Raw genomic sequence first — 12,983 nt, forward strand, 5'->3', positions numbered from 1 at the left:
TCGCACGGGAACGGAAGTAAGGTTGACACGATGAACGAAGCCGAACAGCGCACCGCGGACGACGCCGTCGAGCGCGTGCTGCGCAGCGCGGAGAGCCGGGCGGGCGTGGCTCGCTTCGGCGCAGGCGACGCCTCGGCGATCCAGAGGGAATGGTCGGATGCCGCAGGCGGCGACTCGACCGACGGCGAGCAATACGACCGCGAGGAGCGTGCGGCGCTCCGACGCGTGAGCGGACTCTCCACCGAGCTCGAGGACGTCACCGAGGTCGAGTACCGGCAGCTGCGTCTCGAGAACGTGGTGCTCATCGGCGTGTATTCGCAGGGCGCGCAGGACGACGCCGAGAACTCGTTGCGCGAACTCGCGGCGCTCGCCGAGACCGCGGGAGCGCGCGTGCTCGACGGGCTCCTCCAGCGCCGGCCGAACCCCGACCCCAGCACCTACCTCGGCAGCGGCAAGGCCGAGGAGCTGCGGCACATCGTGGCCGCCCTCGGCGCCGACACCGTGATCGCCGACACCGAGCTCGCGCCGAGCCAGCGGCGTGCGCTCGAGGACGTCGTGAAGGTGAAGGTCATCGACCGCACGGCCGTGATCCTCGACATCTTCAGCCAGCACGCCAAGAGCCGCGAGGGCAAGGCGCAGGTCGAGCTCGCCCAGCTCGAATACCTGCTGCCGCGCCTGCGCGGTTGGGGCGAGTCGATGTCCCGCCAGGCCGGTGGCCAGGTGGGCGGGACTGGCGCTGGAATGGGCTCGCGCGGACCAGGTGAGACGAAGATCGAGCTCGACCGACGCCGCATCCACTCGCGCATGGCCAGGCTCCGCAAGCAGATCGCCGGCATGAAGCCCGCCCGCGAGGCGAAGCGGGCCAACCGTCGCCGTCACGCGGTGCCATCCGTCGCGATCGCCGGGTACACGAACGCGGGCAAGTCGAGCCTCCTGAATCGCATCACCGGTGCCGGCGTACTCGTGGAGAATGCCCTGTTCGCGACCCTCGACGCCACGGTGCGCCGCAACACCACGGCCGACGGCCGCGTGTACACGATCGCCGACACGGTCGGGTTCGTGCGCAACCTGCCGCACCAACTCGTCGAGGCATTCCGCTCGACGCTCGAAGAGGTCGGCGGCGCCGACCTGATCGTGCACGTCGTCGACGCCGCACACCCCGATCCCGCCGGCCAGATCGCCACCGTGCGCGACGTCATCGGCGAGGTGGGCGCCCGCGACATCCCCGAGCTCGTGGTGTTCAACAAGTCCGACCTGGTGTCACCCGAGGAGCGGCTCGTGCTTCGCGGCCTCGAGCCCAATGCCGTGTTCGCGTCGGCGCGCACGGGGGAGGGCGTGCCCGAGGTGCTCGCGGCGATCGGCCGGATGCTGCCCGACCCCGCCGTCGAGGTCGACCTGCTCGTGCCGTACGACCGTGGCGATGTCGTTTCGACGCTGCACGAGACCGGCCGGGTGCTCTCAGTCCGGTACGTCGAGGAAGGCACGCGCATCCGGGCGCTCGCCTCGCCCGAGCAGGCAGCGCAGCTCGCAGAGTTCGCCGCGGCATCCGTTCCCGCGTGACGAGTGCCGCGGCATCCGTTGCCGTCTGACGGTGCCGCGGCATCGGCGCGCTCGTGGCCGGTGCAGGGGGCGTGCCGAACGTCCCATCCAGGTCGTCACGCCGCGTCATAGTGACCACATCGGCGGGGTGAGGGCGTATCGTCGCTGGTGATCGTCGGTGCACGGCCGGATGCCGGGCACCTGGAGCGACCGCCGAGCCCGGCACCCGCCCGCGACACCCACCCGCCGATCCGGCCGGGGGAACGCGGCCTGCCGTGCTTCCACAGACCGGCATCGATCGCCACGCAGGAGCACCATGGCAGAGACCGGACAGGACGCCGGGGGCGCCGACTGTCGGCCCCGCCCGCCGGTGTCGTTCGAGTTGTTCCCGCCCAGGACGGATGCCGCGGCGCTCGCCCTCGGGCGAACGATCGACCGCCTGGCCGAGGCTCGTCCGGCCTTCATCTCGGTGACCTTCGGCGCCGGCGGCTCCTCGCGCGATCGGTCGCTCACGGTGCTCCGCTACATGCTCGAGCACACCGACGTCGAGCCGATGGCGCACCTCACGTGCGTGGGCTCGTCGCACGCCGAGGCGAACCGGCTCGTGCGGGAGTTCCTCGACGCGGGCATCACCAGCTTCCTCGCCCTCCGCGGCGACCCGCCTGCGGGCGCCGACCCCGACGCGGGCATCGGCGACCTCGACAGTGCGGCCGAGCTGGTGCAGCTCATCCACCGGGTGCAGGAGGAGCGGGAGCCGTTCGCGCAGGTGGGCATCCCCGGCCTGCCCGGGGTCACCCAGATCCGCGATCGGCCGCGCCCCGAGCGGGTCGCCGTGGCGGCGTTCCCCACGGGACACCCGCGCTCCAGGGGTCCAGCGCAGGACGTGGACACCCTCCTCGCCAAGGAGATCGCCGGCGCGAACCTCGCGATCACGCAGCTGTTCTGGCACGCCGACGACTACTTCGGCTTCGTGGAGCGCGCCCGCGCGGGCGGCGTGACCATCCCGATCCTGCCCGGCATCATGCCCGTGACGACGCCGGCGCGGCTCGCACGTGTCACCGAGCTCACCGGGGTCGAGCCGCCGGCCGAGCTCGCCATCGACCTCGAGATCGAGCCCGACCCCGAGGCGCAGACCGAGCTCGGCATCGTCTACGCCGCCCGCCTCGCCGCCGACGTGCTCGACGGCGGAGCACCCGGCCTCCACCTGTACACCTTCAACCGCCATGAAACCGTGCTCGACGTGCTCGACCGGCTCGGGATCGGCGCCAACGACCGACTCGTCAACGAGAGGAACACCACAGAACGATGACCGCACACGCCTTCCCCACCGGGACGATCCTCGGGTATCCGCGCATCGGACGCCGCCGCGAGCTGAAGCGCGCCGTCGAGGCCTTCTGGGCCGGCACGATCGACGCCGACGAGCTCGAGGCGCGCGCCGCCGAGCTCCGCGCAGCGACGCGCGAACGACTCGCGTCGCTCGGCCTCGGCCGCGACGACTCGTCCATCCCCGAGTCGTTCTCCTACTACGACCAGGTGCTCGACGCCGCGATCGCGATCGGCGCCGTGCCCGAGCGGTTCCGCCGTCTGCAGGACGAAGCGGGTCGCGTCGACCTCCGCGGGTACTTCACCATCGCCCGCGGCGAGGGCGATGACGCGCCGCTCGAGATGACGAAGTGGTTCGACTCGAACTACCACTACCTCGTGCCCGAGATCGGCCCCGACACCGACTTCTCGCTGCACGCCGAGCGCATCCTCGCCGAGCTCGACGAGGCGAAGGCGGCCGGGTTCCTCACGCGTCCCGTGATCGTGGGTCCGGTGACGTTCCTGCTCCTGGCGAAGGCCGCCGATGGCGCGCCCGAGGGCTTCCGCCCAATCGATCGCCTCGACGATCTCGTGCCGGTGTACGCCGAGCTCCTGTCCGAGCTCCAGGCGGCGGGCGCGGCCTGGGTCCAGCTCGACGAGCCGGCGCTCGTGAGCGAGAGCATCGACGAGCCGCGCGATCGCGTCATCGACGCGATCGGCGTCGCCTACGACGCGCTCGGCTCCGCCGAGCGGCGTCCGGCGATCTTCGTCGCCGCACCGTACGGTGCACTGGGCGACGCGCTCCCGGCGCTCGCCGCCGCCCCCGTGGAGGCGATCGGCCTCGACCTCGTGCGCGGCACGGTGCCCGAGCAGCTCGACCCGGCGACCGAGGAGTCGCTCGCGTCGAAGACGCTCGTGGCGGGCGTGATCGACGGCCACAACATCTGGCGCGGCGACCTCGTCCACGCCTTCGAGCGCGCGGACGCCCTCCGCTCGCTGTCCGGCGACGTGGCCGTGGCGACGTCGACCTCGCTCCTGCACGTCCCGCACGACGTCGACGACGAGACCGAGCTCGACGCCCGCCTGGTGAGCTGGCTCGCGTTCGCCGACCAGAAGGTCGGGCAGGTCGCGACCCTCGCCCGCGGCCTCGCCGAGGGACGCGACGCGATCCAGGGCGAGCTCGACGCGGCATCCGCTGCGCTCGCCGACCGTGCCGGAGCGCCCGGCGTTCGCGTGCCGGCGGTCCGCGACCGGCTCTCCGCCCTTGCGGATCGCGACTTCTCGCGCGCGGACTACGAGTCCCGTGTCGCGGCGCAGGAGTCGCTCGACCTGCCCGAGCTCCCGACCACCACGATCGGCTCCTTCCCCCAGACGGCGGACATCCGCCGCGCGCGCGCCCGGCTCGTGAAGGGGGAGCTCACGGATGCCGAGTACCGCGCGCTGATGCGCGAGGAGATCGCACGCGTCATCCGCCTGCAAGAGGAGCTCGGGCTCGATGTGCTGGTGCACGGCGAGCCCGAGCGCAACGACATGGTGCAGTACTTCGCCGAGCTGCTCGACGGGTTCGCGGTGACGCAGCACGGCTGGGTGCAGTCGTACGGCTCGCGATGCACGCGGCCGTCGATCCTGTGGGGCGACGTCTCGCGCCCCGCGCCCATGACGGTGGAGTGGTCGACGTACGCGCAGTCGCTGACCGAGAAGCCGGTGAAGGGCATGCTCACGGGTCCGGTCACGATCCTCGCGTGGTCGTTCGTGCGCGACGACCAGCCCCTCGGCGACACGGCTCGCCAGGTGGCGCTCGCCCTGCGCGACGAGATCGGCGACCTCGAGTCGAGCGGCATCCGGGTCATCCAGGTCGACGAGCCGGCACTGCGTGAGCTGCTGCCGCTGAAGCTCGCCGACCAGCCTGCCTACCTCGACTGGTCGGTCGGCTCGTTCCGCCTCGCGACGGGCGGAGCGGCCGCGGCGACCCAGGTGCACACGCACCTCTGCTATTCGGAGTTCGGCGTGGTGATCGACGCGATCCGCAACCTCGATGCGGATGTCACGTCGATCGAGGCCGCCCGCAGCCGTATGGAGGTGGTGGACGACATCTCCACGAGCGGCTTCGACCATGGCATCGGCCCGGGCGTCTACGACATCCACTCGCCGCGCGTGCCGAGTGCTGCCGAAGTTCAGGCGCTCCTGGAGCGTGCGGTCGCGGAGATCCCCGCCACGAAGCTGTGGGTGAACCCCGACTGCGGCCTGAAGACCCGAGGGTACGAGGAGACGGTCGCGTCCCTGGAGCACATCATCGAGGCGACCCGCGCGGTGCGCGCCGAGCTCGCCGAGCCGGTGCTCGCCGAGTAGTCCGAGTTCGAACGATCCGGCCGGATGTCGCGTGCCCCGCGGCATCCGGCCGTCATCGTGTCCTCCGTCGCACTCGGCGGACGCCCACGGCACATGGGGCGGCCGCACAGGTGGGTCGCGTACGGTCGGGGGATGCGACTCGCGGTTCAGGAATCCGGCACTGGCACGAAGACCGCCGTCCTCATCCACGGCATCATGTCGGATTCACGCGCCTGGCACCGCGTCACGGCGGAACTCGAGCAGCACGACTTCCGGGTGCTGGCGGTCGACCTCGCCGGGCACGGGCGAAGCCCCCGCGCGCGCAGCTACTCGCCGACGGCCTGGGCGAACGACGTGGTGGAGACCCTCGAGCCGCTGCTCGACGGTCCGCCCGACGTCGTGATGGGCCATTCGCTCGGGGGACTGGTGGCGAGCCTCATCGCGGACCGGATGGCGCCGCGTGCCGCCATCTACATCGACCCGGCCTTCTCCTTCCCGGCCGGGATCAAGGGCTGGGCCTTCAAGGCGTTCTTCGCGATCGCGCCGCGACCCAGGCGGTCGGCGCTCGTTCGGATGAACCCGAAGTGGAGCGCCCTCGACGTGGACATCGAGCTCGCGACGCTCCGCGACTGGGACAAGCGCACCATCCTCGGCTTCCTCGACACGAAGCCGCTGGTGCCGCCGATGCGGCTCGTCGCGCCGAGCCTCGTGGTGCTCGCCGAGAAGAGCCTCCTGATCACCGAGCGCGTGGCCGCGCAGATGCGCGGCCGGGGCATGACGGTGGAGACCGTCCAGGGCACCGGCCACACGGTCTTCCGCGACGACCACACCGGATTCATGGACACCGTCGTCGGGTGGCTCCGCGGCCTCGCCGCCACGCCCGCCGACCCGTCGAGTGCGCTCGCCGCCGCCTGAGCGGACCAGCCGGGCTCAGACGGCCCGCAGCACCGCCACGACCTTGCCGAGCACCTCGGCCTGGTCGCCGAGGATCGGCTCGAACGCGCTGTTGCGGGGGAGCAGCCACGTATGGCCGTCGCGCTGGCGGAAGACCTTCACGGTGGCCTCGCCGTCGAGCATGGCCGCGACGATCTCGCCGTTCTCGGCGGTGGGCTGGGAGCGCACCACGACCCAGTCGCCGTCGCAGATGGCCGCGTCGATCATCGAATCGCCGACGACCTTGAGGATGAAGAGTTCGCCCTTGCCGACGAGCTGGCGCGGGAGCGGGAACACCTCGTCGATCTGCTGCTCGGCGGTGATCGGGATGCCTGCGGCGATGCGGCCGACGAGCGGCACCATGGCCGCGTCGCCCACGGGGATCGGGTCGCCGGCCGAGGACGCCCGGTCGCCGGTGTCGGGGAGCTCGATGAGCACCTCGAGGGCGCGCGGCCGGTTCGGGTCGCGACGCAGGTAGCCCGCGAGCTCGAGCTGGTTCAGCTGATGGGTCACGCTCGACAGCGACGACAGCCCGACCGCGTCGCCGATCTCGCGCATGCTCGGCGGGTAGCCGCGGCTCGACACGGAGCGCTGGATGACCTCGAGGATGGCAACCTGTTTCGCGCTCAGGCTCCTGCGGCGGCGCCTCCTGCCGGACTCGCGCACGTCGTCGATGTCGGTGCTCAACGTCTCCGCCCCTCGTTGCGGCCTCGCGACCGGATGTCGGTGGTATCTGATCGACTGTCGTCGGACATTCGAAACTGTATCCGGCTGGCGTCGGTGCGGCAAACATTCGTTCGAGTGTGTCGTGGAATTCATGGCGAGATTCACGAGAACGCACGCTTGCAGGTTCGAACATTCGAAGATATATTCGGAACAGAGCTTCGCATCCGGCCCTCCCGGCCGAGGGCCGGATGCGACTCATCCAGGAGGTGTGAGATGAGCGCAGCGTTCCTATCGACCCGACTCGGCACTTCCGAGCGCGTGCGCGCACGCGAGACGCAGGTGCCGGCCACCCGGCTGCGACTGACCCGACGCGGGCGTGTCGTGCTCACTGCGCTCGCCTCGCTCCCGCTCGTCGTGTGGGCGCTCGTCGCGGTCCTCGGCTCGGGCGGCGCGGCCGCCGATGCCGGCTCGGTGGCGCCGGCGAGGTCCTTCGAGTACGTCACGATCTGGCGGGGCGATTCGCTGTGGGCGATCGCCGAGTCGCTGGCTCCCGAGGGCGACCCGCGCGTGCTCGTCGACGAGATCATCCGGCTCAACGGCCTCGACGACGCCGTCGTGGAGCCCGGTCAGCGGCTCGCGCTTCCGGTCGTTCCGTGACATCCGGCCGACCGGGTCGGCGCCTGCCCGTGGCTAGCATGGACAGGTGACGAGCCTCGACGACCTGCCCATCCGCGACGACCTCCGTGGTCGCACGCCGTACGGCGCCCCGCAGAGGTCCGTTCCGGTCGCCCTGAACGTCAATGAGAACACGCATCCCATCCCCGAAGACGTCGCGCACGACATCGTCGCCCGCGTGGCCGCGGCGATCCTCAGCCTGAACCGCTACCCCGACCGCGAGTTCACCGCACTCCGGCGCGCGCTGGCCGGCTACCTCGGGCACGGCCTCGACATCGACCGCATCTGGGCCGCGAACGGCTCGAACGAGGTGCTCCAGCACATCCTCCAGGCGTTCGGCGGCCCGGGCCGTACGGCACTCGGCTTCTCGCCCACCTACTCCATGTACGCGCTGCTCGCCTCGGGCACCGGCACCGCGTGGGTCACCGCGGGCCGTGGCGACGAGTTCGAGCTCACTCCCGAGATCGCGGTCGCCGCCGTGCGCGAGCACGACCCCGACGTCGTGCTGCTGTGCGCGCCGAACAACCCCACGGGCACGCCGGTCTCGCTCGAGACGATCACGGCGGTGGCGGATGCCGCACGAGGCATCGTCGTCGTCGACGAGGCGTACATCGAGTTCGCCGACCCCGGAACCCCGAGCGCCGTGACGCTGCTCGACGGGCGGCCGCGCCTCCTCGTGTCGCGCACGATGAGCAAGGCGTTCGCGTTCGCGGGCGCACGGGTCGGCTACCTCGCGGCGGATCCCGCGGTCATCGATGCCCTGCGCCTGGTGCGCCTCCCGTACCACCTCTCGGCGCTCACGCAGGCGGCGGCGCTCGGCGCCCTCGCCCACGCCGGGGAGATGCTCGCGATGGTCGACGAGATCCGAGCGCAGCGCGAGCGCATCTCGTCGGAGCTCGCCCGACTCGGCTTCCACCCCTATCGGAGCGGTGCGAACTTCGTGCTCTTCGGTGGCGTCGACGACCCGCACGGGGTGTTCGAGGCGCTGCTCGACCGCGGCATCCTGATCCGTGAGATCGGCCTGCCCGGATGCCTCAGGGTGACCGCAGGCACCGAGGCCGAGACGAGCGCGTTCCTGGAGGCCATGGCGGTGTTCGCGCCGGCCGCCGCCGAGACGCCCGCGACCCCCGAATAGGATGACGACATGACCACCTCCGGCGCCCTGCGCACCGCTCGCGTGCAGCGTGAGACGAGCGAGTCGAGCATCGACCTGTCGCTGAACCTCGACGGTTCTGGCGTCAGCGACATCGAGACCACGGTGCCGTTCTACGACCACCTGCTGACCGCGTTCGCGAAGCACTCGCTCACCGACCTCACGGTGCGGGCGCGCGGCGACATCGAGATCGACGTGCACCACACCGTGGAGGACGTCGGCATCGTGCTCGGCCAGGCGATCCGCGAGGCGCTCGGCGACAAGCGCGGCATCTCGCGCTACGGCGACGCGCTCGTGCCGCTCGACGAGGCGCTCGCGCAGGCCGTGGTCGACATCTCCGGGCGGCCGTTCCTCGTGCACACCGGGGAGCCTGCCGGGTTCGAGTACCACCTCATCGGCGGTCACTTCACCGGCTCCATGGTGCGCCACGTCTTCGAGGCGATCGCGTTCAACGCGGGCCTCACGGTGCACGTCACGGTCCTCGCGGGGCGCGACCCGCACCACATCGCCGAGGCGGAGTTCAAGGCGTTCGCGCGCGCGTTCCGGCAGGCGAAGGCGCCCGACCCCCTCGTCACCGGCATCCCGTCGACGAAGGGCGCCCTGTGACGGGAACGAAGCGCGTCGTGCTGCTCGACTACGGCTCGGGCAACGTGCACTCCGCCGCGAAGGCGCTGGAGCGCGCCGGCGCGGAGGTGCAGATCACGGCCGACCGCGCGGCCGCGATGGAGGCCGACGGCCTCGTCGTGCCAGGCGTCGGCGCGTTCAAGGCCGTGATGGACCAGCTCCGCGCGGTGCACGGCGACGAGCTCATCGATCGGCGGCTCGCGGGAGGTCGCCCGGTGCTCGGCATCTGCGTCGGCATGCAGGTGCTCTTCGAGCGTGGCGTCGAGCGCGGCGTCGACACCGAGGGACTCGGCGAGTGGCCCGGCGTCGTCACCGAGCTGCAGGCCGCAGTGCTGCCGCACATGGGCTGGAACACGGTGCGACCCGACGTGGGCTCCGTGCTGTTCGACGGCATCGAGGACGAGCGGTTCTACTTCGTGCACTCGTTCGCCGCCCAGGAGTGGCTGCTCGACGTCATGCCGCCGTTCCCGCAGCCGATGCTCACGTGGGCGGAGCACGGCGGGTCCTTCCTCGCCGCGGTCGAGAACGGCCCGCTGTCGGCGACGCAGTTCCATCCCGAGAAGTCGTCGGATGCCGGCATCCGCCTGCTGTCGAACTGGCTCCGTTCGCTGGGCTGAACGCTCGGCGTCATCGGCCCGCCGTCGCCGCCTGCCCGGACTAGGATGCTGTGACTGTGCCGCTGTGGCGTTTCACAGCCACCGATACGAGGACAGTGATGAGTGAGTTCAACAAGACGCCCCGTCTCGTGCTGCTTCCGGCAGTCGATGTCGCGGGCGGCAGGGCCGTCCGCCTGACGAAGGGCGAGGCGGGCACCGAGACGAACTACGGCGACCCCGTCGACGCCGCGGCCGACTGGGCAGGCCAGGGCGCCGAATGGATCCATCTCGTGGACCTCGACGCCGCGTTCGGCCGAGGCTCCAACGCGGGCGTGCTGAGGAAGGTCATCCGTCAGGTGCGCGGAGTCAACGTCGAGCTCTCCGGCGGCATCCGCGACGACGCGTCGCTCGAGCACGCGCTCGAGATCGGGGCGAAGCGCATCAATCTCGGCACCGCCGCCCTCGAGAACCCGGAGTGGGCGGCATCCGTCATCGCGCAGTACGGCGAGGCCATCGCCGTCGGCCTCGATGTGCGCGGCACCACCCTCGCGGCCCGCGGCTGGACGAAGGACGGCGGCGATCTCTGGCAGGTCATGGACCGCCTCGAAGAGGCCGGCGCGGCGCGCTACGTCGTGACGGACGTCACGAAGGACGGCACGCTGCAGGGCCCGAACCTGGACCTCCTGCGCCAGATCATGGATCGGACGCACCGCCCCGTCGTCGCCTCCGGCGGTATCTCGAGCCTGGACGACATCGCGGCGCTCCGCGAGCTCGTGCCGCTCGGACTCGAGGGCGCGATCGTCGGCAAGGCGCTCTACGCCGGCGCGTTCACGCTGGCCGAGGCCCTGGATGTCGCCGGACACTGACCCGGCCGAGGGGCGAGCGGATGCCGCATCCGCTCGGTCAGCCGACTCTGCAGGCGTGCCGTGGGCGGGTCGATCGTTCGAGCCGAACCCGCACGCCGCCGACGACGGGCGCGCGCCCGAGCGGCTGGCCGACGCCATCCGCCGGTTCCGCGCGGGCGAGGCAGGCCAGGGCGACGTGGTCGCCGAGTTCGCCCGGTCGCGCCTGCTGATCCCGTTGCTCGCCGAGCTCGGCGACGGCGGCGCGGAGGTCGGGGCGCACGGTCTTGCGGTGGACAAGAGCCAGGAGCTCTCGATCGTCACCGTGGAGGGGCCTGACGGCCGTCGAGTGTTGCCGGTCTTCGCGTCGGTCGAGGCGATGTCGCACTGGAACCCGGCGGCGCGTCCGGTGCCCGCCGACGGCGTTCGCGTGGCGCTCGCCGCCGCCGACGACGGCACCGACCTCGTCGTGCTCGATCCCGGCTCGGAAGGCGAGTTCGTCGTACGCCGGCCGGCGTTGTGGGCGGCCGCGCAGTCGCAGCCGTGGTATCCGCCGTTCGACCGGCCCGAAGTGCGTGAGGCCTTCGAGCGCTCGATCGGTACGGAGCTCGCGGTGCTCGGCGTCGAGCTCGCAGCGGGCGACCCCGATGCGCGGCTCGCCGGCCCCGAGCTCATGGTGCGGCTCACGCTCGTCGACGGCCTGACGCGAGCAGAGCTCGACGCGGTGCTGCAGCGGCTCGCGACGCGGTGGGCGGCGGACGATGCGATCGCGACGCTGGTCGACTCGCTCGTGGTGCGGCTGACAGCCGGCTGAGGCATCCAGACGCCCGGATCAGGCGGCGCATTGATTGCCGCATGCCCGACGGTTGGAGCAAGATGGGTGTTGTTGTGCGAGGGGAGCACGCCGTGCCCGATGACGAGTACTCCGCGGTCTTGCACGTCGCCGAACGGCGCGCGCGCGACTGGTTGGCGTCCGTACCCGAGCGCCCCATCGAGCCTAGGGCCGGGGTGGAGCAGGTCAAGGACGCGCTCGGCCGGGAGTTCGAAGACACCGGACAGGATGCCGCCACCGTCGTCGGCCAGCTGGCCACGGCCATCGAGCCCGGCCTCATCGCGATGGCGTCGCCGCGGTTCTACGGGTTCGTGATCGGCGGCACCTATCCGGCCGCGCTGGGCGCGGACTGGCTCGTCTCCGCGTGGGACCAGAACACCGGGTCCCGCACGCCGACCCCGGGGGCCGCAGCGGTCGAAGAGCTCGCGGCCGAGTGGCTGTTGGATCTGCTCGGACTTCCCGAACGTGCCGGCGTCGGATTCGTCACCGGAGCGACGATGGCCAACCTCTCGTGCCTTCTTTCGGCGCGTGGCAGCGTCTTGCGGGCGGTCGGCTGGGATGTCGAACGAGACGGGCTGCAGGGAGCGCCGCGCGTTCGGTTCCTCGCCGGCAGCGCCGTCCACAGCTCGATGGTCGTCGCAGGCCGGATGGCAGGTCTGGGCCTGCCGCGCACGGTCGGCGCCGACGCCCAGGGCAGCATCGACGTCGACGGGCTGGCCGCCGCGTTGGATGAGGGCTACGGCCCGGCCATCGTCGCCCTGCAGGCCGGTGATGTCCACTCCGGCGCGTTCGACGACTTCGCCGCGGCGATCGCGGTCGCGCACGCGGTGGGCGCATGGGTGCATGTCGACGGCGCGTTCGGGCTGTGGGCGGGAGCGAGCCCGTCGCTGCAGCACCTCGTCGCCGGCTACGAGGAGGCCGACTCGTGGGCGACAGATGCGCACAAGACCCTCAACGTCCCGTACGACAGTGGCGTCGCGATCGTCGCCGATGAGCCGGCGATGGCCGCCGCGCTCGCCATCCACGCGGCGTACCTGCCCGAAGTGGGTGCCGTGGCTGAACCGTACGACCACACGCCCGAGCTCTCCCGTCGGGCACGCGGCATTCCGGTGTGGGCGACGCTGCGAACACTCGGACGGCACGGCGTCGCCGAACTCGTGGACGGGCTCGTGGCGTCGGCGCGGGGACTCGCCGATGGCTTCGCGGCGACGCCGGGGCTCGAGGTGCTGAACGACGTTGTGTTCACCCAGGTCTGTGTCGCCGCTGAGGACGACGCCCAGACCCTCGCCCTTGCTGACCGCCTCCGCACCGACGGAGTCGTGTGGGCCTCACCGTCGCGGTGGCATGATCGTGCCATCGTCCGTTTCTCGGTGAGCAACCGGGGCACGGATGCCGCCGCCGTCGACCGCACGCTCGCCGCGGTCCGGAGCGCACTCGCCGCGGTCGGCGGGGCGGCCGTTCCGGTCGCCGTGGACTGACAGGGCCCGGGAATC

General features: G+C 71.6%; 12 protein-coding genes. 11 read left to right on the forward strand and 1 reads right to left on the reverse strand.

Annotated features, from left to right (window positions below; all coding sequences use genetic code 11):
• The first annotated feature begins 30 nt into the window (after window positions 1-30).
• From hflX to ASG80_RS11890, 4 genes are all read left to right on the forward strand, one after another.
• Window positions 31-1,560: a GTPase HflX gene (hflX, locus tag ASG80_RS11875; RefSeq protein WP_056730789.1), complete on the forward strand. Its 1,530-nt coding sequence runs from the start codon at window positions 31-33 to the stop codon at window positions 1,558-1,560.
• A 295-nt stretch (window positions 1,561-1,855) separates the two neighbouring features.
• Complete coding sequence (locus ASG80_RS11880) at window positions 1,856-2,848, forward strand: methylenetetrahydrofolate reductase (RefSeq protein ID WP_056730790.1); 993 nt, start codon at window positions 1,856-1,858, stop codon at window positions 2,846-2,848.
• On the forward strand, window positions 2,845-5,190 hold the full coding sequence (gene metE, locus ASG80_RS11885) for a 5-methyltetrahydropteroyltriglutamate--homocysteine S-methyltransferase (protein WP_056730793.1): 2,346 nt from the start codon (window positions 2,845-2,847) through the stop codon (window positions 5,188-5,190). Before ASG80_RS11880 ends, metE begins: the two co-directional genes overlap by 4 nt.
• A gap of 132 nt (window positions 5,191-5,322) precedes the next feature.
• On the forward strand, window positions 5,323-6,084 hold the full coding sequence (locus ASG80_RS11890; RefSeq protein ID WP_162256624.1) for an alpha/beta fold hydrolase: 762 nt from the start codon (window positions 5,323-5,325) through the stop codon (window positions 6,082-6,084).
• A 15-nt stretch (window positions 6,085-6,099) separates the two neighbouring features.
• Here the strand turns inward: ASG80_RS11890 and lexA are convergent, their stop codons facing one another.
• Window positions 6,100-6,777, reverse strand: a complete 678-nt coding sequence (lexA, locus tag ASG80_RS11895; protein WP_056731005.1) for a transcriptional repressor LexA — start codon at window positions 6,775-6,777, stop codon at window positions 6,100-6,102.
• Between the two features lie 264 nt (window positions 6,778-7,041).
• Between lexA and ASG80_RS11900 the strand changes: the two genes are divergently transcribed.
• The 7 genes from ASG80_RS11900 to ASG80_RS11930 all read left to right on the forward strand — a co-directional run bounded on the left by ASG80_RS11900 (window position 7,042) and on the right by ASG80_RS11930 (window position 12,968).
• Entirely contained in the window at window positions 7,042-7,425 is a 384-nt protein-coding gene (locus ASG80_RS11900) for a LysM peptidoglycan-binding domain-containing protein (RefSeq protein ID WP_082590171.1), read from the forward strand.
• Between the two features lie 46 nt (window positions 7,426-7,471).
• Window positions 7,472-8,578 (forward strand): histidinol-phosphate transaminase, encoded by a 1,107-nt coding sequence (locus ASG80_RS11905; protein WP_056730796.1) that lies wholly within the window; start codon window positions 7,472-7,474, stop codon window positions 8,576-8,578.
• Window positions 8,579-8,587: 9 nt separating this feature from the next.
• Window positions 8,588-9,202, forward strand: a complete 615-nt coding sequence (hisB, locus tag ASG80_RS11910; protein ID WP_056730799.1) for an imidazoleglycerol-phosphate dehydratase HisB — start codon at window positions 8,588-8,590, stop codon at window positions 9,200-9,202.
• Entirely contained in the window at window positions 9,199-9,837 is a 639-nt protein-coding gene (hisH, locus tag ASG80_RS11915) for an imidazole glycerol phosphate synthase subunit HisH (protein WP_056730801.1), read from the forward strand. Before hisB ends, hisH begins: the two co-directional genes overlap by 4 nt.
• A gap of 98 nt (window positions 9,838-9,935) precedes the next feature.
• Window positions 9,936-10,682 carry a bifunctional 1-(5-phosphoribosyl)-5-((5-phosphoribosylamino)methylideneamino)imidazole-4-carboxamide isomerase/phosphoribosylanthranilate isomerase PriA gene (priA, locus tag ASG80_RS11920; protein ID WP_056730803.1) on the forward strand — a complete coding sequence of 249 codons (747 nt, stop codon included), beginning with the start codon at window positions 9,936-9,938 and terminating at the stop codon, window positions 10,680-10,682.
• Window positions 10,666-11,472 carry an SseB family protein gene (locus tag ASG80_RS11925; RefSeq protein ID WP_056730810.1) on the forward strand — a complete coding sequence of 269 codons (807 nt, stop codon included), beginning with the start codon at window positions 10,666-10,668 and terminating at the stop codon, window positions 11,470-11,472. Before priA ends, ASG80_RS11925 begins: the two co-directional genes overlap by 17 nt.
• Before the next feature lie 92 nt (window positions 11,473-11,564).
• A complete protein-coding gene (locus ASG80_RS11930; RefSeq protein ID WP_235508289.1) occupies window positions 11,565-12,968 on the forward strand; it encodes a pyridoxal-dependent decarboxylase in 1,404 nt (467 codons plus the stop codon).
• The last annotated feature ends 15 nt before the right edge of the window (window positions 12,969-12,983 follow it).

This window comes from Agromyces sp. Soil535 (assembly GCF_001428255.1).
Lineage (GTDB): Bacteria > Actinomycetota > Actinomycetes > Actinomycetales > Microbacteriaceae > Agromyces.

Excerpts from the sequence above, each read along its gene's own strand:
- hflX (WP_056730789.1), top strand. The coding sequence starts at position 31 with ATGAACGAAGCCGAACAGCGCACCGCGGACGACGCCGTCGAGCGCGTG.
- ASG80_RS11880 (WP_056730790.1), top strand. The coding sequence starts at position 1,856 with ATGGCAGAGACCGGACAGGACGCCGGGGGCGCCGACTGTCGGCCCCGC.
- metE (WP_056730793.1), top strand. The coding sequence starts at position 2,845 with ATGACCGCACACGCCTTCCCCACCGGGACGATCCTCGGGTATCCGCGC.
- ASG80_RS11890 (WP_162256624.1), top strand. The coding sequence starts at position 5,323 with ATGCGACTCGCGGTTCAGGAATCCGGCACTGGCACGAAGACCGCCGTC.
- ASG80_RS11900 (WP_082590171.1), top strand. The coding sequence starts at position 7,042 with ATGAGCGCAGCGTTCCTATCGACCCGACTCGGCACTTCCGAGCGCGTG.
- hisB (WP_056730799.1), top strand. The coding sequence starts at position 8,588 with ATGACCACCTCCGGCGCCCTGCGCACCGCTCGCGTGCAGCGTGAGACG.
- priA (WP_056730803.1), top strand. The coding sequence starts at position 9,936 with ATGAGTGAGTTCAACAAGACGCCCCGTCTCGTGCTGCTTCCGGCAGTC.
- ASG80_RS11925 (WP_056730810.1), top strand. The coding sequence starts at position 10,666 with ATGTCGCCGGACACTGACCCGGCCGAGGGGCGAGCGGATGCCGCATCC.